Genomic DNA, 16,809 nt, shown 5'->3' with positions numbered 1-16,809 from the left:
TTGCGAGTGGCATCCGTCGTCCTACGTTGGTGAGTGGTCAGGAAGCGGCCGGATCGGTGGGCACGGACCACCGCGGTCAGTGCTTTGCGCTCGGGCAGACCGGGCGAGGACGACGACAGGAGTCCGACCATGAGCGAGACGAACGTTCCGTACGGGACAACGGCTGGTTCGCAGGGAACCTGGCCGGCCGGCGACACCGAGAGGGACGCAGGGACCGAACCCGCTGGCGTCAAGGAGAAAGTCGCCGAGGCCGCCTCACAGGTCGGTGAAGCAAGCCGGGAGACGGCCCACGACGCCAAGGAACGGGCACGCGACGTGGCCCACGAGGCGACCGACCGCACCCGCGGACTGATCGACCGCACCCGGACCGAGCTCAGGTCGCAGGCGGCATCCCAGCAGCAGCACCTGGCCAACGGCCTGCGCTCCCTGGGGGACGAGCTGGGCCAGATGGCGGGAGGAGCCGAGGACCCCGGTTACGCGACCGACCTGGTCCAGCGCGCCGGGGAGGCCACCGGGCGGGCTGCCCGGTGGATGGAGGACCGGAAGCCTGCTGACGTCCTGCACGAGGTAGAGGACTTCGCCCGGCGTCGGCCCGGGGTGTTCATCGCGATCACGGCCGGAGCCGGTCTGCTGGTGGGGCGGTTCCTCCGTGGCGCGAAGGACGCGCCGGACGCCACAGCGCCGCAGACCACCGGGGGTGAGATCTTTGTCGAGCGCACCTGATCCGTTCGCACCGTCCAGCGCGGCGCAGCACATGTCGACGGAGCCATCGGCCACGTCGTCGGGCGGCCACACCGGGTCGAGCGTGGGACAGCTCGTCGCTGAGGTGAGTCGCGATCTGTCGACGCTGATCCGGCAGGAGATGGAGCTCGCGAAGGCCGAGGTGGCGCAGTCGGCGCGGCGTGCCGGCAAGGGCGCCGGGCTGTTCGGCGGCGCGGGAGTGGCGGGCCACATGGTCCTGGTCTTCCTGTCGCTCGCTCTGTGGTGGGCGCTCGGCACGCTCGTGGGCGGTGGCTGGTCCGCCCTGATCGTCGCCGCCGTGTGGGCGGTGATCGCCGCGGTGCTCGCCGCGCGCGGGCGAGCCGAGCTGCGCTCCATCGAGGGGCTGCAGCGGACGACCGACACCGTCAAGAAGATCCCAGACGCACTGCGAGGGCACGAGGAGAAGAACTCATGAGCACCAGTGATCCCGAAGAGATCCGGGCGGACATCGAGCGCACGCGCCACGAGCTGAGCCGTGACGTCGACGAGCTCGGCGACAAGGTGCACCCTGGCCACGCCGCACGACGCCAGGCGGACCGCGTGCGCTCCGGCATGGCCCACGTCAAGGACCGGGTCATGGGCACGCCCCACGACACGACGGGCACCGCGCAGGAGGCGGCGCACGACATGGCCGACCGAGGACGGGGGGCAGCAGCCTCCGCCGCGGACTCCGCTCGGCGCACAGCATCGTCCGTCGCCGATACCGTCGGGTCGGCCCCGCGCGTCGTTCGGGAGCAGGCTCAGGGCAACCCTCTCGCGGTCGGTCTGGTGGCCTTCGGGGTGGGCCTGGTGGTCGCAGCGCTCCTGCCGTCCAGCCGTACCGAGCAGCGCGCCGCCACCGCCGTCCAGGAGAAGGCGGCCCCACTGGTCGACGACGTGAAGTCGGCGGCGAGCGAGATCGCGCACGACCTCGAGCAGCCGGCCAAGGAGGGCGCCGAGGCCGTCCGGGACGCAGCCAAGAGTGCGGCTCAGACGGTCGCTGAGCACAGTCGTGAGGCCGCCGCCGACGTCCGCTCACGAACGACTGGTTGATCGACGCTGAAAGGGCTGCCGACGGTGCAGGTCGGCAGCCCTTCTGCTGTTCGGCTTCGGCGACTGAACCTCGGGGGCTCGACGAGCTGACGACGTTCAAGGCAATCGCCGGCACGCGGAGGGCGACCATGTGAGCTGCGGCCAACCGCATTCCTTCGGCCCGACCGAGTCCGATCCGCCCCAGGTCAGGCCCACATGACACGTTTCATCGTGTGAGTATCTCCCGGGTCCGGTCGGGAGGGCCGGGCTCCTCGCGTGGTCCACGGTGACGGGCTGGTCAGATTCCCGCCTCGGGCGTGGCGCGGGCTTCATCGTGCCTCCGGCGGGCGCACCTCCGGGACGTAGAGGCGGGCGTCGACGTCGGTGAGCCCGCCCAGCGCAGCCTCGATCCGCGGGCGCACCTCGGCCCAGTCCAGCCCCGCCGTGGCCCGCGCCGAGCGGCGGGATCGCGATCGACCGGATCCGGTGTTCCCGGATCACGCGGACGAGATCGACCAGGCCGTCGTCGACGTACGAGAGCTGAGAGCCCGACCGCCAGTGCTTCTTCGTCGGGAAGTTCACGACGTACCTCGGCCCGGTCGGCGCACCTGTCGCCCAGACGTGCATCCGGCCGACAGCGACCTCGCCCGCCTTGCACGCGCGGACGTACGCGTCGTACATCTCGGGGAAGGCGCGGCGGAACTGGAGCGCGATGCCCTTGCCCATGACACCCACGGTGTTCACGGCGTTCACGAGGGCTTCGACGTCGGCCTCCAGCAGGTTGCCGTGTACTTCGGTCATCATCGGTGCTCGGGTCACGCCCCAGGAGTACCACCCGTGTCTGACACGGACGCCGGTTCACGGCCTGGTCCATGCGTTTCGACGAGAACCGACCGGGGCCTGCGAGTAACCTCTAAGACCTCGCCTCGTCCGGACACCAGCCACCTCGTTGCCCGAACCCGTCGCGGGCAGCGAGCGGCTCTGTCCCTCGACCGAAAGCAGGCCGCATGGATGTCTCGCCGCTCGTCTGGACGCTCACGGTCGCAGCGATCGTGCTGCTGCTCCTCTTCGACTACTTCTTCCACGTGCGCAAGGCGCACGTCCCCGGGCTGAGAGAAGCCGCGATCTGGTCCTCGATCTACGTGGGGATCGCGCTGCTCTTCGGGGTGGGTGTGCTGGTGCTGGGTGGGGTCGCCGCGGGGTCGGAGTACTTCTCCGGCTACATCACGGAGAAGGCGCTGTCGGTCGACAACCTCTTTGTCTTCCTCATCGTCATGACGAGCTTCCGCGTGCCGCGCGAGGACCAGCAGAAGGTGCTGCTGTTCGGCATCACGTTCTCCCTGGCCGCGCGCACCGGGTTCATCTTCCTCGGCGCCGCCCTCATCAACTCGTTCGCCTGGGTGTTCTACATCTTCGGGCTCATCCTGCTGGTCACCGCCGGCAACATGCTCAAGCCGGAGAGCTCGGAGTCGAGGCACGACGAGAACATCGCGGTACGGGTGGCCCGCAGGCTGTTCCACACGAGCCCGGACTACGACGGCGACAAGCTCTTCACGATCTACGACGGCAAGCGGGCGCTGACCCCGATGCTCCTGGTCATGGTGGCGATCGGTGGCACCGACCTGCTGTTCGCGCTCGACTCGATCCCCGCGATCTTCGGCCTGACGCAGGACGTGTACATCGTGTTCACCGCCACCGCGTTCTCGCTCCTGGGCCTGCGCCAGCTCTACTTCCTCCTGGACGGCCTGCTCGACCGGCTGATCTACCTCTCGTACGGGCTGGCCGTCATCCTCGCCTTCATCGGGGTCAAGCTGGTGCTCCACGCACTGCACGAGAACAACGTGCCGTTCATCAACGGGGGCGAGCCGGTACCGGTCTTCGAGATCAGCACGGGTCTGTCCCTCACGGTCATCCTCGGGGTGATCACGGTGACCGTGGTCGCGTCGCTGTGGAGCAAGGCGGGGCGCGCGCAGACGGCGATCGCCAACGCGCGCCGCCACGCGACCGAGTACCTGGACCTCGGGTACACGGCCGACCACGCCGAGCGCATCCGGGTCTACGCCGCGCTGTGCGAGGAGGAGACTGCGATCAAGAACCTCGGCGAGAAGTACCGCCAGAAGGCCCGCGACGAGAGCGAGCTCATGGACCTCCTGCACCGGGCGCACACCGAGCACGACGAGTCGGTGCGCCGGGCGGTCCGGGACGGGACGGCCCAGGCCGTGTCCGGTGATTCCCCGCGACCGAGCCGTTCACCGGACAGGCCCTAGCGCAACACTCTTTCCGGGGACGTCTTGAGGTGCGTGCGATAGATCACGACTCCGACGAACATCAATCCACCGACGAGATTTCCGAGAACTGTCGGCAACTCGTTCCAGAGCAGGTAGTCGCCGATCGTGAAATTGCCGCCGAGCATGAGCCCTATCGGGAAGAGGAACATGTTGACGACAGAGTGCTCGAAACCCATGTAGAAGAACACCATGATCGGCATCCACATTGCGATGACCTTGCCCGGGAGGCTGTCGGACATCATGGCGCCGACGACGCCGGTCGAGACCATCCAGTTGCAGAGCACTCCGCGCACGAAAAGGGTGAGCATGCCGGCCAGTCCATGCTCCGCATAACCCACGGTCCGGCCCTCACCGATCACACCTATCGCCTGGCCGACGTCACTCGGTGGGCTGGAGAAGCCATAGGTGAAGACGATGGCCATGAGCAGAGCGGTCGTCAGCGCCCCGGCGAAGTTCCCCAGGAAGACGAGTCCCCAGTTGCGGAGCACCGCCGCGCCCGTCACCCCGGGGCGCTTGTCCAGCCACGCGAGAGGAACAAGCGTGAACACGCCGGTCAGCAGGTCGTAGCCGAGCAGGTACAGCATGCAGAAGCCGACCGGGAAGAGGACGGCGCCCACGAGCGGCTGGCCGGTCTGCACGCTGACGGTGACGGCGAAGGCAGCGGCCAGAGCGAGGATCGCGCCCGCCATGTAGCTGCGGATGAAGGTGTCGCGAGTGGACATCAACGCCTTGGACTGGCCGGCGTCGACCATCCGGATCGCGAAGTCCTTGGGGGCAACGTAAGACATGAGGGGGCTCCGTATCGAGGTCTGGGTCACCACTGGTACTTCAGGAACTTGCCGTCGATGGTGACGCGCACGCGGTCCCCGTCCGGGTCCTCTCGGCGGGAGATCTCGACGTTGCAGTTGATCGCACTCATGATCCCGTCGCCGAACTCCTCGTGGATGGCTTCCTTGAGGGCCGGGCCGTAGACGTCCAGGAGCTCGTAGAAGCGATAGATCGTCGGGTCCGCCCTGAGCGTGTCGCCGTTGAGGCGGTACGGCTGCTCCTGGAGGGCGATGACGGTGTCCTCGTCGAGTGCGAGCAGCCGGCCGACGGCCTCGGCGACGTCGGCGGGGACAGGGTGCGAACCCAGGAGCGCGGCGATGGTCCACAGCAGGGGGCGGTCGACACTTTCGGCGATCTCCGCCCAGGTCGTTCCTGACCGACGCAGGGATTCGCGGACGTCCTGCGTCGCGGCCTCTCGCGTGCTGTTCCAGGTGGTCATCTGATCTCCGGTCGGACGGAGGCGGTCGGGTACCGCCCGTGTGCCTCCACCTCACCGAACGGCACCGCGCACTCCTAGGCCTTTTGCGAACGGCAATGCGCAGAACGCGAACCAGCAGCGCCCTTTTACGAGTGCGAAACGTCGGCGCAACGAATGCGGGATCGCCCTGCGCGTACCGTCCCCGGGAGAACGGAGGAGCTGATGGCCGGACTGACGCAATACCCGACGACACCCACCGCCGAGCGTGCGGCGGAGTGGCTGCTGCTCGCGGACGTGGTCAGTGAGGCTCCCGTTCCGTTATGGGTCATCGGACCTGAAGGATCCGTGGTCGTCGCGAACAGGGCAGCGGTCTCTTTCCTCGGCTACAGGAATGAGTCCGATATCGTTGGTGGTCCCAGTCATGAGCTTCTCCACCGCAACCGGCTCGACGGGACCTCTTATCCACCCGACGAGTGTCCGATCATCTGCGCGCGGGGACTGGAGCATCAAGGCCAGGAATGGTTCGTGACGCGTGAGGGAGACCCACGCCCGGTGCACTGGTCGACGAGAAGGCTCCATGACACGGGCGCGACGGTCCTGAGCTTCACGCCCACTGCCTCCGACGCCGTGCGGCACAGGGCTGAGGAGCGTCTGCGCGACTCGGCGCCGACGTCCGCCCGCCTCCCGTCGCGGGCAGTGCTGCGCGACGGGTTGTACGCGATCATCCACGAACGGTTCGCGGACCCCCTGTTCTCCGTGGCCGACCTCGCCGCCGAGGCGCACGTCTCGGTGCGATCGCTGCAGACCTTGTTCGCAGACGTCGGGCGATCACCCGCATCCGAGGTGCGGCGGATCCGTCTCGAGTTCGCGCACAGCATGCTGGAACGAGGACACGGCGTGCAGACGGCGTGCCAGCGCTCCGGATTCCTCGACCCAGGGTCCTTCGGACGGGCATTCCGTCGACGCTTCGGCTACGCCCCGAGCCAGGTGCGTCCGCCGGAAGCGAGCAGCTAGGCCTGTCCAGCGGGTTCTACAGGCGAGCCTCCGGCACGACACTCTCGAGGATCCGCTCCGCGTCGCCACGCCGCAGATCCCGGCCGACCCGCAGCGGGTCGACGAGCTGGCCGAGGCGCTCGCGGGCGCCGCGCGGGGTGCGCTGCTGGCGGGCCGACCCCCGGGCGGGGGTTCCGAGATGCGCCGTCACGCGGCAGACTCGGGGCCCAGGAGCCCGACGACGGGAGGCTAGGGGATGGTGCTCGACGCGTCCGCCGGGACGGTGCCGGCAGCGCCGGAGCCCGGCGCGCCCCCGGCGAGCGCCGTGCGGCAGGCCGCGCGGTCCGCGGAGCTGCTCGCCCTGGTGCGGCGGCGCGGCCGGATCGAGGTGAGCGAGTCGGCCCGGATGCTGTCCGTCTCGCAGGAGACCGTGCGCCGCGAGCTGCGCAAGCTGGAGGCGCAGGGCCTGGTGCGGCGCAGCTACGGTCTCGCGTTTCCGGTCGAGACCAGCTCGTTCGAGACGGCGCTGTCCCAGCGCCGGGAGAGCTTCCCGGAGGAGAAGGCGCGGATCGCCGCCGAGGTGGCGCGGCGCCTGGGCGAGGCGCGGACCATCTTCGTCGACGAGGGGTTCCAGCCGCTGCTCGCGGCGCGCGCTTTGCCGACCGACCGCGAGCTCACGCTGGTCACGTCCTCCCTGCCGGTCGCGACGGAGCTGTCGGCCCGGCCCAACGTGCAGGTGATCATCATCGGCGGGCGCGTGCGGGGCAAGACCCTGGGCGTGGTCGACGGCGCGGCCGTGGACATGCTGCGCACCTTCCGCCTCGACCTCGGGCTGATCGGCGCGAACGGCGTGACCGTCGAGGACGGCCTGACCACCCCCGACCCGACGGTCGCGAGCGTGAAGGCCGCCGCGATCGAGGTGAGCAGGCGCCGCATCTTCATCGGCGCGCACCACAAGTTCGGCGTGACCAGCTTCGTGCGGTTCGCCGGCCTGGACGACTTCGAGGCGATGATCACCGGCACGCAGCTCGGCTCGGCGCGGGCGCGTGCGTTCCACGCGGCCGGGGCGGAGATCGTCCAGGTCTGAGGGCGTGACCGGTCGACCCCTCGGGACCAGCAGTTCGTGCCCGGTGCGGGATGCGTTTTCCCAGGTGGCGGCGCGGTGTAGAACCGGGCAGAACGGACCCTGACGTCGGTCGTGCGGGCGTCAGGCAGCCGTGCCTGCCCCCGCCGTCGGGCCCTCGGACCCCACCTCGCTGTGCGATACCACAGTCTCGCCGACCGTTTGGGTTTCACCCTCGTTGACCCGGTATGCGGCCCGGCCCACGATGTGCGGACCGTGCCCCGTCGGACGCCGAACGGCAGCACGCCGAGGCACCACGACGAGGCACCACGACACCTCACGACGACGTGACCAGAAGGGTCGAAGCAATGATGCTCACGAGAACTGCGCGCCGCCAGGCCGCGCCCGCCGGCCTCGCGGCCGCGGCGCTCGCGCTGGCGCTGACCGCCTGCGCCGGGGCGGGAGGCGGCGGGAACGGTGACGCCGCCGGAGAGGACGGCGGGCCGGTCGAGCTCACGCTCGCGACCGTCAACAACCCCCAGATGAAGGACATGGAGGAGCTGAAGTCCGCCTTCGAGGAGGAGCACCCGGACATCACGGTGAACTTCATCCAGATGGAGGAGAACGACCTGCGGGACGCCGTCACCAAGGACGTCGCGACCGACGGCGGCCAGTACGACATCGTCACCGTCGGCTCCTACGAGGTACCGATCTGGGCGCAGAACGGCTGGCTCACCGACCTGGGCGGAGACCTGGAGTCCGACCCGGACTACGACGTCGACGACCTGTTCGAGCCCGTCAAGGACGCGCTGACGGTCGACGACTCGCTGTACGCCGTCCCGTTCTACGGCGAGTCCTCGATGCTCATGTACAACAAGGAGATCCTCGACGAGGCGGGCGTGACCATGCCCGAGCACCCGACGTGGCAGGAGGTCGCGGACATCGCCCGCGAGGTCGACTCGGACGACGTCGACGGCATCTGCCTGCGCGGCAAGCCCGGCTGGGGCGAGGTCTTCGCGCCCCTGACGACGGTGGTGAACACGTTCGGCGGGAGCTGGTACGACGCCGAGTGGAACGCCCAGGTGGACCAGCCGGAGTTCGCCGAGGCCGTCCAGTTCTACGTGGACCTCGTCGAGGACGCGGGGGAGGCCGACCCCGTCTCCACCGGGTTCACCGAGTGCCTGAACAACGTGAGCCAGGGCCGGTCCGCGATGTGGGTCGACGCGACGGTCGCGGCCGGCCTGCTGGAGGACCCGGAGTCGTCGCAGGTCGCGGGCAAGATGGGCTACGCCCACGCGCCGGTGGTCGAGACGGAGGAGTCCGGCTGGCTGTGGTCCTGGAACCTCGCGATCCCCGAGACCACGCAGAACCGGGACGCGGCGATCGAGTTCGTGAAGTGGGCGACGAGCAAGGAGTACCACCAGCTCGTCGGCACGGAGCTCGGCTGGAGCCGGGTGCCCCCGGGCGCGCGGAACTCGACGTACGAGATCCCGGAGTACGAGGAGGCCGCGGCGTCGTTCGCGCCCATCACGCGGGACATCATGCTCGCCGTGAACCCGGAGCAGCCGGGGGTGGCGCCGCAGTCGTGGACCGGCATCCAGTACGTCACCATCCCGGAGTTCCAGGACCTCGGCAACCAGGTCTCGCAGGACCTGGCCGACGTCTTCGCGGGCCGCAGCGAGCTCGCCCCCGTGCTCGACCGCGCCCAGGACCTCGCACAGGAGGCGGGCGACGCCCAGAAGTAGCCGGACCCCGGGTGCGGGGAGCCGTACTCCCCGCACCCGGCCCCTCGCGCCCTGGAGGGCCACATGACCGTACTGATGTCCGCCCCGACGCGCCGTCGGCCCCTGCGGGCGACGCCCACCGGGGAGCAGAGCCGCCGAAGCCGGCTGGCCGTCTCGCGCGCCCTGCTCTGGCCCGCGCTGGCCACCTCGATCGTCCTGACCCAGATCCCGTTCGTGCTGACGATCTACTACTCGCTGCAGCGCTGGAACATGCTGCGGCCCGGCGACCGCGGCTTCACGGGCCTCGACAACTACGTGACCGTGCTGCGCGACGGCTCGTTCCTGTCGTCGCTCGGCGCGACCGTCGCCGTCACCGGCACCTCCGTGGTGGCCTCGACCCTGCTCGGCATGCTGTTCGCCGTGCTGCTCGACCGGAACTTCGTGGGGCGCGGCGTGGCCCGGACCCTGATGATCACGCCGTTCCTCGTCATGCCCGCCGCCGCGGCGCTGGTGTGGAAGTGGTCCATCCTGGACGCCGCCACCGGCATGGCCAACTGGGGCCTCGGCCTGGTCGGCCTGCCGCCCGTGGCCTGGAACACCGAGCTGCCGATGCTCACGATCATCCTGGTGCTGACCTGGCAGTACACGCCGTTCGCCATGCTGATCCTGCTGGCCGGCCTGCAGGCGCAGGACCGGGACGTGCTGGAGGCGGCCGCCGTCGACGGCGCCGGGGCGCTGCGCACGTTCGGCTCGATCACGCTGCCGCACCTGCGCCAGTACGTCGAGATCGCGGTGCTGCTGGCCTCGATCATGCTGCTCCAGGTCTTCGACCCGATCGCGATCATGACGCGCGGCACGGGCGGCACCAAGACGCTGTCCTACCTGCTCTACGAGCGGGCGTTCGTCGGCCTGGAGGTCGGCGAGGCCGCCGCGTACGGCGTGATGACCGTGCTCGTCACGATCGTCGTCGCGTCGGTCGCGCTGCGCACCCTCTTCAAGGTCTTCTCCACGGAAGGGATCGACCGATGACGTCCTCGCGCCTGCGCGCGGCCCTGCTCACCGCGGCCACCTGGGTGCTCGTGCTGATGTTCTTCTTCCCCGTGGCCTGGATGGTGTTCACGGCCTTCAAACCCGAGCACCAGGCCGCCACGATGCCGCCCACGTTCGCCCCCGACCTCACGCTCGACCAGTTCGACGCCGTCTTCGCGCGCGACATGCTGCCGTACCTGATCAACTCGCTCAGCGCGAGCCTCGGGTCCACCCTGCTGGTCCTCGTGCTGGCCGTCCCGGCCGCCTACGCGCTCAGCATCCGCCCGGTCGCCAACGTGCGCGACGCGCTGTTCTTCTTCATCTCGACCCGGTTCATGCCCGTGGCCGCCTCGATCATCCCCGTCTACCTGCTGCTGCAGTCCGTGGGCGGGCTCGACAACATCACCTGGCTGACCATCCTCTACGTGGGCGTCAACCTGCCCATCGCGGTGTGGATGATGCGGTCGTTCCTCGCCGAGGTGCCGCGCGAGGTCATCGAGGCCGCCCAGCTCGACGGCGCCCGCCTGGGCACCGAGATCTTCCGCGTGGTGCTGCCCATCGTGCTGCCCGGCGTCGCCGCCGCGGGCCTGATCTGCTTCATCTTCGCGTGGAACGAGTTCTTCCTCGCGAACCTCCTCACGGCCCAGGTGGCGCGGCCCACCCCGCCGTTCCTCACGAGCTTCGTGGACGGCCGCGGTCAGTTCCTCGCCGTCCTGTCCGCGGCCGCGACCGTCGCGATCGTCCCCGTGGTGCTGGCCGGGTGGATCGCGCAGAAGCAGCTCGTCCGCGGCCTCGCGATGGGAGCCATCAAGTGACCCTGGACCTCGCCGTCCCGCTGCCCGATGTCGGGACCGGGGCCGGGACCGGCGCCGTCAGCCTGCCGCCCTACGACCGCACCGGCGTCCGCGCCGGGATCGTGCACCTCGGTGTCGGCGGCTTCCACCGCGCGCACCAGGCGCTCGCGGTCGACGAGCTGCTGCGGCGCGGCGAGGCCCGCGACTGGGGCATCTGCGGCGTCGGCCTGCTGCCCGGCGACGCCGCCATGCGCGACGCGCTGCGGGCGCAGGACGGCCTGTACACCCTCGTGACCAAGCACCCGGACGGGCGCCTCGACGCGCGGGTGGTCGGCAGCATCGTGGAGTACCTGTTCGCGCCGGACGACCCGGAGGCCGTGCTGGAGCGCATGGCCCACCCCGACACCCGCATCGTGTCGCTGACCATCACCGAGGGCGGCTACGGGTTCGACCAGGTCACCGGCGAGTTCGACGCGACGGCGCCCGCCGTCGTCGCCGACGCCCGGCCGGGGGCCGTGCCGGCCACCGTGTTCGGCTACGTGGTGGAGGCCCTGGCCCGACGGCGGGCGCGCGGCCTGCCGCCGTTCACCGTCATGTCCTGCGACAACGTGCAGGGCAACGGCGAGAAGGCCCGGACCGTCTTCGCCGCCTTCGCGGCCCTGCGCGACCCGGACCTCGGCCGGTGGGTGCACGACGAGGTCGCGTTCCCCAGCTCGATGGTGGACCGCATCACGCCGGTGACCACGGACGCCGACCGGGCCCTGGTGGCCGAGCGGCTCGGCGTCGCCGACCGCTGGCCCGTGGTGGCCGAGCCGTTCTTCCAGTGGGTGCTGGAGGACCGGTTCCCGCTGGGCCGGCCGCCGCTGGAGCACGCGGGCGTGCAGCTCGTGGCCGACGTCGAGCCGTACGAGCTGATGAAGCTGCGTCTGCTCAACGCGAGCCACCAGGCCATCGCCTACTTCGGGTGGCTGAGCGGCTACCGGTACGCGCACGAGGCGATGGCCGACCCCGTCGTGGCGCGGTTCGTGCGCGACTTCATGGACCGCGAGGCGACGCCGACCCTGCGGGCGGTCCCGGGCGTCGACCTCGACGAGTACAAGACCACGCTCGTGGCGCGGTTCGGCAACCCGGAGGTGCGGGACACGCTCGCCCGGCTGTGCGCGGAGACCTCGGACCGCATCCCCAAGTGGCTGGTGCCGATCGTGCGCGAGCAGCTGGGCACCGGCGGCGAGATCATGCGGTCGGCGGCGATCGTCGCGAGCTGGGCCCGCTACGCCGAGGGGACCGACGAGCAGGGCGAGCCCATCGACGTGGTCGACCGGTTCGCCGACCGGCTCGTGCCGCTCGCCCGCGCGCAGCGCGGCGACGCCGTGGCCTTCCTGCGCAGCCCGGACCTGTTCGGGTCGCTCGTGACCGAGCCGCGCTTCGTCGCGGCCTACCTCGACGCGCTCGGCTCCCTGCACCAGGCGGGGGCGCGCGCGACGCTGGAGGCACTCACCGTGGGGGCGCCGCGGCCGGACCACCCCTGACTTTCGTCAGGGGGTGGTCCGGACACCTGACCGATGTGCCCGGTGCCGGCCGCTCCCTAGCGTGCCGGACATGGAACGCACACCCCTGACCAGGCATCTCACGGCGGTGCTGCTGGCGCTGGGCATCGCGACGGCGGGCCTCGCGACCACCGCCGCCGGTGCCCACGCAGCCGGGCCGAACCCGCCGGCCGCGCCCACCCCCGAGGCGATCGACACCTACCTTGCCGACCTCCACCAGGCCTCGGGGGTGCCCGGCCTGTCCGCCGTCGTGACCCACGACGACCAGGTCGTCCACGCCGCCGGGTACGGGCACGACGCGAACGGGTCCCCGGTCACCGCCGACACCCCCATGCGGATCGCGTCGGTCACCAAGTCGTTCACCGCGACGGCCGTGCTGATCCTCGCCGAGGACGGCAGGATCGACCTCGACGGCCGCGTCACCGACCAGCTCCCGGAGCTGCGGATGGTCGACCCGCGGGTCGACGAGATCACCGTCCGCCAGCTCCTGGACCAGACGTCCGGGCTCGCCGACACCAGCGTCGACGTCGCCGACCTGGCCGAGGCGACGTCCCGCACCGACTACGTCGCCCGGCTGCACGACGACACCCTCGCCACCGACCCGGGCACCACCTACGCGTACTGCAACGTCAACTTCGACGTCGCCGCACGTCTGGTGGAGGTGGCCTCCGGCCAGTCGTTCGGCGACTTCCTGGCCGAGCGCGTGTTCGGGCCGCTCGGCATGTCCGGCAGCGCCACCCGCGACGACGTCGTCCGGCCCGCCGACGGCTACACCTCCCTGTTCGGCTGGTGGATCCCGCGCGAGGAGCCCCGGTGGTTCGACGACACCGGCAGCGCCGGCGTCATCACCACCGCCGCCGACATGGGACGGTGGCTGATCGACCAGACAGGTCACGGCCCCGCCCTGGTCTCGCCGGCCGGCCTGGAGGCGATGCACACGCCGTCGGGCGTCGGCGACTACGGCCTGGGCTGGCACACCGAGGACGACGGGACCCGCTGGCACTCCGGCTTCGTCATGACCTACCGGGCCGTCGAGTGGATCGACCCCGCCACCGGCTACGGCATCGCGGTGCTGACCAACGGCACCGGACTCACCGACGTCACCCGGACCGCTCTGGACGGGCTGATCGCACTGACCCGCGGCGAAGACCCCGAGCCGGCGGCCGGGACGCGGCCCCTCGACCTCGGGCTCGCGGCCGCACTGCTCGGCTCCGGCGCGCTCGGCGTCGTCGGCGTACGGCGCGCGCCGCGCTGGGCCACGCGCCGCGTGGGCCGGGCCCGGTGGGCCACCGGGCTGCGGCTGGTCTGGCTCGCGCTCCCCGCCCTCGTCCTCGTGCTGCTGCCGGCGCTCGCGACCTTCCTCACCGGCGGCCGCACCTTCCCGTGGCCCTCCCTGCTCTATCTCGGGCTGCCCGCGGTGCTGATGCTGCTGGTGGCGGCGCTGGCAGGGCTCGCCGTGCTCGGCTCCCGGCTCCGGGCGCTGCTCCGGCGCCCGGTAGGGTCGGCCGCGTGACCGACCACCGCCCCGACCGGCACGAGGTCGCCGGCGGCGTCGGCCTGGCGGCCCTCGCGGTGCTGGCGCTGCTGAACAGCATCGGGGCCGACGAGCTGCCGCTCTGGCGGCAGCTCGCCTTCCCCGCGCTCGCGCCGCTCGCCTACCTGCACGGCAGGCACCTGCGGGCCCCCGGCGTCGGCCGGCTGCTCGCCGGCGCGGCGGTCCTGGTGGCGTCGCTCGCGTTCGCGGACGTCGGCACGGCCGCCACCGGGGCCATGCTGCTGGCCGTCTTCGTCGTCGCGCCGTGGCTCGCGGGGCGCAACCGCCGTCAGCAGGCCGAGCTCGCCCGGCTCGCGGCCGAGCGGGTGGCCCGGCTCGAGCGCGAGCAGGAGCTGGTCGCCCGCAGCGCACGGGCCGAGGAACGGGCCAGGATCGCGACGGAGCTGCACGACCTGGTGGGGCACGACCTGGCGCTCATCGCGGTGCGGGCCGGGGCGCTGGAGGTGTCGTCCGGGCTGGCCGCCGCCGGCAGGGAGACGGACCGCGAGGCGGTCGCCGGGATCCGGGTCACCGCGACGGAGGCCACCGACCGGCTCCGGGTCGCGCTGGTCGCGCTCCGGGACGAGCCTGCCGGGGACGGGCCGCTCGTGCCGGTGCGCGAGACGATCGGCGCACTGGTCGGGCGAGCGGCGTCGGCCGGCCTGGACGTGCGGCTGGAGGGCGTACCGGAACGTGGCGCGGAGCACGTGGGGAGCCTCGCCGACCAGGCGGCGCACCGGGTGGTGCAGGAAGCGCTCACCAACGCGGCCCGGCACGCGCCGGGTGCGAGGGTGACCGTGCGTGTGCTGCGGGAGGAGGACGCGGTGCGGGTCGAGGTCACGAGCACCGGGGGTCGCACCCGGCCGGAGCCGGGTCGCGGTGGCAGCGGGCTGGTCGGCCTCGCGGAGCGGGTGCGGCTCCTGGGCGGGACGTTCGGCGCGGGGCCGGCGGGCGACGGCTTCGCCGTCCGCGCCCGCATCCCGGCCGCGCGGGAGGTCGCGTGATCAGCGTCCTGCTGGCCGACGACGACGCGATGCTCCGGGTGGGTGTCGCCGCCATCCTCGGCAGCGACCCCGGGATCGAGGTCGTCGCGGAGGCCGGGGACGGCGCGCAGGCGGTCGAGCTCGCCCGGCGGCACCGGCCCGACGTCGTCCTCCTCGACGTCCGCATGCCGACCATGGACGGGCTCGCGGCGGCGGCCGAGCTGCGGCGCGCGGTCCCGGAGGTCGCGGTGGTCGTGCTGACCACGTTCGACGAGGACGACTACGTCGCCCGCGCGCTCGACGAGGGCGCCGCCGGGTTCCTGCTGAAGGCCGCCGACCCGCGCGAGCTGATCATCGCCGTGCACGCGGTCGCCGGGGGAGCCGCGTACCTCTCGCCGCGCATCGCGCACCGGATGATCACGGGGTACCGGACGGGGCTGCCGGCACGACGGCGCGCGGCGGCCGACCGGGTGGGCGTGCTGACCCCGCGCGAGACCGAGGTGCTCGCCCTGGTCGGCCAGGGGCTGGCCAACCAGGACGTCGCGGCTCGCCTGCACCTCTCCGAGGGCACGGTGAAGGCGCACGTCAGCGCGATCCTGGCGCGGCTCGACGTCCGCAACCGGGTGCAGGCCGCGATCCTCGCGTACGAGGCGGGGCTCGTCGAGCAGAAGTCGTCGTAAACCCACCCCATCCGGACCTGGCTCGGCTCCGAACCACGTGGGAGAACGCCGAACAGAACGGAGTAACGCCATGACGCAATCCATGTCCTCGACGCGCACTCGCGGGGTGTCCCAGTGGCTCGCCCTGACGATCGGCGTGGTGTACCTGCTGGTCGGAGCCGTGGGGTTCCTCGTGACGGGGTTCAGCGGCTTCGCCGAGCACGATCACAGCCAGACGCTGCTCGGGTTCGCCGTCAACCCGCTGCACAACATCGTGCACCTCCTGATCGGGGTGCTCGGGATCAGCCTGTGGTCCACCCTCGGCCGGGCGCGGACGTTCGGCTGGCTGCTGGTGGCCGGGTACGGCGCGGCCTTCGTGTACGGGCTGTTCGCGGTGGGCAACCCCGAGATCAACTTCCTCAACATCAACGCGGCCGACAACGGGCTGCACGCCCTGAGCGTCCTGGCGGGGCTGGCCATCGCGCTGTGGCCCCACCGCAAGACCGAGTCCGCCGCCTACTAGGCGGGGCTCCTCGGACGGGCCGCCGTCGGCGGCTCCGTCGTGAACAGGCCCCGGTGCAGGATCGCCCGGGTCGTGCCCAGGCGGGCCGGCGCCTCCACGGCGTCGGCCGCGGCCTGGACGGCCATCACCATGGGCAGCGTGAGCAGCACGTCCCCGGTGCCGACGCCGGGGTGTACCCGGCCGCGGGACCGGGCCCGGTCCAGCAGCGGGTCCAGCGCGGCCGCCGTCCGCGCGGCCAGGTCGGCGGTGCCGGGCATCCGGCCGTCCGCGACGACGCGCGCGAGCCACGGGGACTCGAACTGCACGTCGAGCAGGAAGTGGTACAGCCGCTCGGCGCCGTCGTCGGCTTCGGCCAGCGCGGTCGCCCGCGCCTCGATGTCGGTGACGTTGTGCTCCAGGACGGCCGAGGCGAGCGCCTCCCGGTTCTCGAAGTGGCGGTGCAGCGTGGTGCGGCTGACGCCGGCCTCGCTCGCGATGTCCTCCAGCGGCACGTCCGGGCCGCGCTGGGCGAACGCCCGGCGGGCCGCCGCCACGAGCAGGTCGCGGTTGCGCGCGGCGTCGCGTCGCGTGCGTTCTACCACCATGGGCCGAGGGTAACGGCCCGGCCCGTGCGGGACGCCACAGGAGCAGGGGTTGAAAACGTACATGGATGT

General features: G+C 71.5%; 18 protein-coding genes and 1 pseudogene. 14 read left to right on the top strand and 5 right to left on the bottom strand.

Annotated elements, in window-relative coordinates; genetic code table 11:
- The first annotated feature begins 129 nt into the window (after nucleotides 1-129).
- From ACIPN7_RS11815 to ACIPN7_RS11805, 3 genes are read left to right on the top strand one after another with little or no spacing between them, the layout of a single operon-like run.
- Nucleotides 130-723, top strand: coding sequence for a hypothetical protein (locus tag ACIPN7_RS11815; protein ID WP_400541659.1), 594 nt, complete (start codon nucleotides 130-132; stop codon nucleotides 721-723).
- Between the two features lie 31 nt (nucleotides 724-754).
- Entirely contained in the window at nucleotides 755-1,177 is a 423-nt protein-coding gene (locus tag ACIPN7_RS11810) for a phage holin family protein (RefSeq protein WP_400541656.1), read from the top strand.
- Nucleotides 1,174-1,794, top strand: coding sequence for a DUF3618 domain-containing protein (locus tag ACIPN7_RS11805; protein WP_400541653.1), 621 nt, complete (start codon nucleotides 1,174-1,176; stop codon nucleotides 1,792-1,794). The genes ACIPN7_RS11810 and ACIPN7_RS11805 overlap by 4 nt, the downstream gene beginning before the upstream one ends.
- Nucleotides 1,795-2,220: 426 nt before the next feature.
- On the opposite strand, the pseudogene ACIPN7_RS11800 reads toward ACIPN7_RS11805, so the two are convergent.
- A pseudogene (locus tag ACIPN7_RS11800) lies at nucleotides 2,221-2,574 on the bottom strand (macro domain-containing protein); the annotation flags it as partial.
- A gap of 206 nt (nucleotides 2,575-2,780) precedes the next feature.
- On the opposite strand from ACIPN7_RS11800, the gene ACIPN7_RS11795 reads away from it, so the two are divergent.
- Nucleotides 2,781-4,040, top strand: a complete 1,260-nt coding sequence (locus ACIPN7_RS11795) for a TerC family protein (protein WP_400541650.1) — start codon at nucleotides 2,781-2,783, stop codon at nucleotides 4,038-4,040.
- Here ACIPN7_RS11795 and ACIPN7_RS11790 read toward each other — a convergent pair.
- A complete protein-coding gene (locus tag ACIPN7_RS11790) occupies nucleotides 4,037-4,849 on the bottom strand; it encodes a formate/nitrite transporter family protein (RefSeq protein ID WP_400541648.1) in 813 nt (270 codons plus the stop codon). The two genes, ACIPN7_RS11795 and ACIPN7_RS11790, sit on opposite strands and share 4 nt — an antisense overlap.
- Nucleotides 4,850-4,875: 26 nt before the next feature.
- Complete coding sequence (gene cynS / locus ACIPN7_RS11785) at nucleotides 4,876-5,328, bottom strand: cyanase (protein WP_400541645.1); 453 nt, start codon at nucleotides 5,326-5,328, stop codon at nucleotides 4,876-4,878.
- Between the two features lie 201 nt (nucleotides 5,329-5,529).
- Between cynS and ACIPN7_RS11780 the strand changes: the two genes are divergently transcribed.
- Nucleotides 5,530-6,321, top strand: a complete 792-nt coding sequence (locus tag ACIPN7_RS11780; RefSeq protein WP_400541642.1) for a helix-turn-helix domain-containing protein — start codon at nucleotides 5,530-5,532, stop codon at nucleotides 6,319-6,321.
- Between the two features lie 16 nt (nucleotides 6,322-6,337).
- Here ACIPN7_RS11780 and ACIPN7_RS11775 read toward each other — a convergent pair whose 3' ends face one another.
- The gene (locus ACIPN7_RS11775) at nucleotides 6,338-6,511 is read right to left on the bottom strand and encodes a hypothetical protein (RefSeq protein WP_400541639.1); all 174 of its coding nucleotides are present in this window, start codon (nucleotides 6,509-6,511) and stop codon (nucleotides 6,338-6,340) included.
- 45 nt (nucleotides 6,512-6,556) lie between these two features.
- Here ACIPN7_RS11775 and ACIPN7_RS11770 point away from each other — a divergent pair, with 45 nt between their 5' ends.
- From ACIPN7_RS11770 to ACIPN7_RS11730, 9 genes are all read left to right on the top strand, one after another.
- The gene (locus tag ACIPN7_RS11770; RefSeq protein ID WP_400541636.1) at nucleotides 6,557-7,387 is read left to right on the top strand and encodes a DeoR/GlpR family DNA-binding transcription regulator; all 831 of its coding nucleotides are present in this window, start codon (nucleotides 6,557-6,559) and stop codon (nucleotides 7,385-7,387) included.
- Between the two features lie 344 nt (nucleotides 7,388-7,731).
- Complete coding sequence (locus tag ACIPN7_RS11765) at nucleotides 7,732-9,108, top strand: ABC transporter substrate-binding protein (protein ID WP_400541633.1); 1,377 nt, start codon at nucleotides 7,732-7,734, stop codon at nucleotides 9,106-9,108.
- Nucleotides 9,109-9,171: 63 nt separating this feature from the next.
- Nucleotides 9,172-10,116, top strand: coding sequence for a carbohydrate ABC transporter permease (locus ACIPN7_RS11760; RefSeq protein WP_400541630.1), 945 nt, complete (start codon nucleotides 9,172-9,174; stop codon nucleotides 10,114-10,116).
- A complete protein-coding gene (locus ACIPN7_RS11755; RefSeq protein ID WP_400541627.1) occupies nucleotides 10,113-10,931 on the top strand; it encodes a carbohydrate ABC transporter permease in 819 nt (272 codons plus the stop codon). Before ACIPN7_RS11760 ends, ACIPN7_RS11755 begins: the two co-directional genes overlap by 4 nt.
- On the top strand, nucleotides 10,928-12,439 hold the full coding sequence (locus ACIPN7_RS11750; protein ID WP_400541624.1) for a mannitol dehydrogenase family protein: 1,512 nt from the start codon (nucleotides 10,928-10,930) through the stop codon (nucleotides 12,437-12,439). The genes ACIPN7_RS11755 and ACIPN7_RS11750 overlap by 4 nt, the downstream gene beginning before the upstream one ends.
- Nucleotides 12,440-12,509: 70 nt before the next feature.
- Nucleotides 12,510-13,970: a serine hydrolase domain-containing protein gene (locus ACIPN7_RS11745; RefSeq protein WP_400541621.1), complete on the top strand. Its 1,461-nt coding sequence runs from the start codon at nucleotides 12,510-12,512 to the stop codon at nucleotides 13,968-13,970.
- Nucleotides 13,967-14,995, top strand: a complete 1,029-nt coding sequence (locus ACIPN7_RS11740; RefSeq protein ID WP_400541618.1) for a sensor histidine kinase — start codon at nucleotides 13,967-13,969, stop codon at nucleotides 14,993-14,995. The genes ACIPN7_RS11745 and ACIPN7_RS11740 overlap by 4 nt, the downstream gene beginning before the upstream one ends.
- Nucleotides 14,992-15,654: a response regulator gene (locus ACIPN7_RS11735; RefSeq protein ID WP_400541615.1), complete on the top strand. Its 663-nt coding sequence runs from the start codon at nucleotides 14,992-14,994 to the stop codon at nucleotides 15,652-15,654. The genes ACIPN7_RS11740 and ACIPN7_RS11735 overlap by 4 nt, the downstream gene beginning before the upstream one ends.
- 70 nt (nucleotides 15,655-15,724) lie before the next feature.
- Nucleotides 15,725-16,156: a DUF4383 domain-containing protein gene (locus ACIPN7_RS11730; RefSeq protein ID WP_400541612.1), complete on the top strand. Its 432-nt coding sequence runs from the start codon at nucleotides 15,725-15,727 to the stop codon at nucleotides 16,154-16,156.
- On the opposite strand, the gene ACIPN7_RS11725 is transcribed toward ACIPN7_RS11730, so the two are convergent.
- Entirely contained in the window at nucleotides 16,153-16,740 is a 588-nt protein-coding gene (locus tag ACIPN7_RS11725; protein WP_400541609.1) for a TetR/AcrR family transcriptional regulator, read from the bottom strand. The genes ACIPN7_RS11730 and ACIPN7_RS11725 overlap by 4 nt on opposite strands.
- Between the last annotated feature and the right edge of the window lie 69 nt (nucleotides 16,741-16,809).

The organism is Promicromonospora sp. NPDC090134, assembly GCF_044746965.1.
Taxonomy (GTDB): Bacteria; Actinomycetota; Actinomycetes; order Actinomycetales; family Cellulomonadaceae; genus Promicromonospora.
The sequence above is the reverse complement of the archived record's forward strand: the minus strand, read 5'-3'. Positions and strand labels throughout refer to the sequence as shown.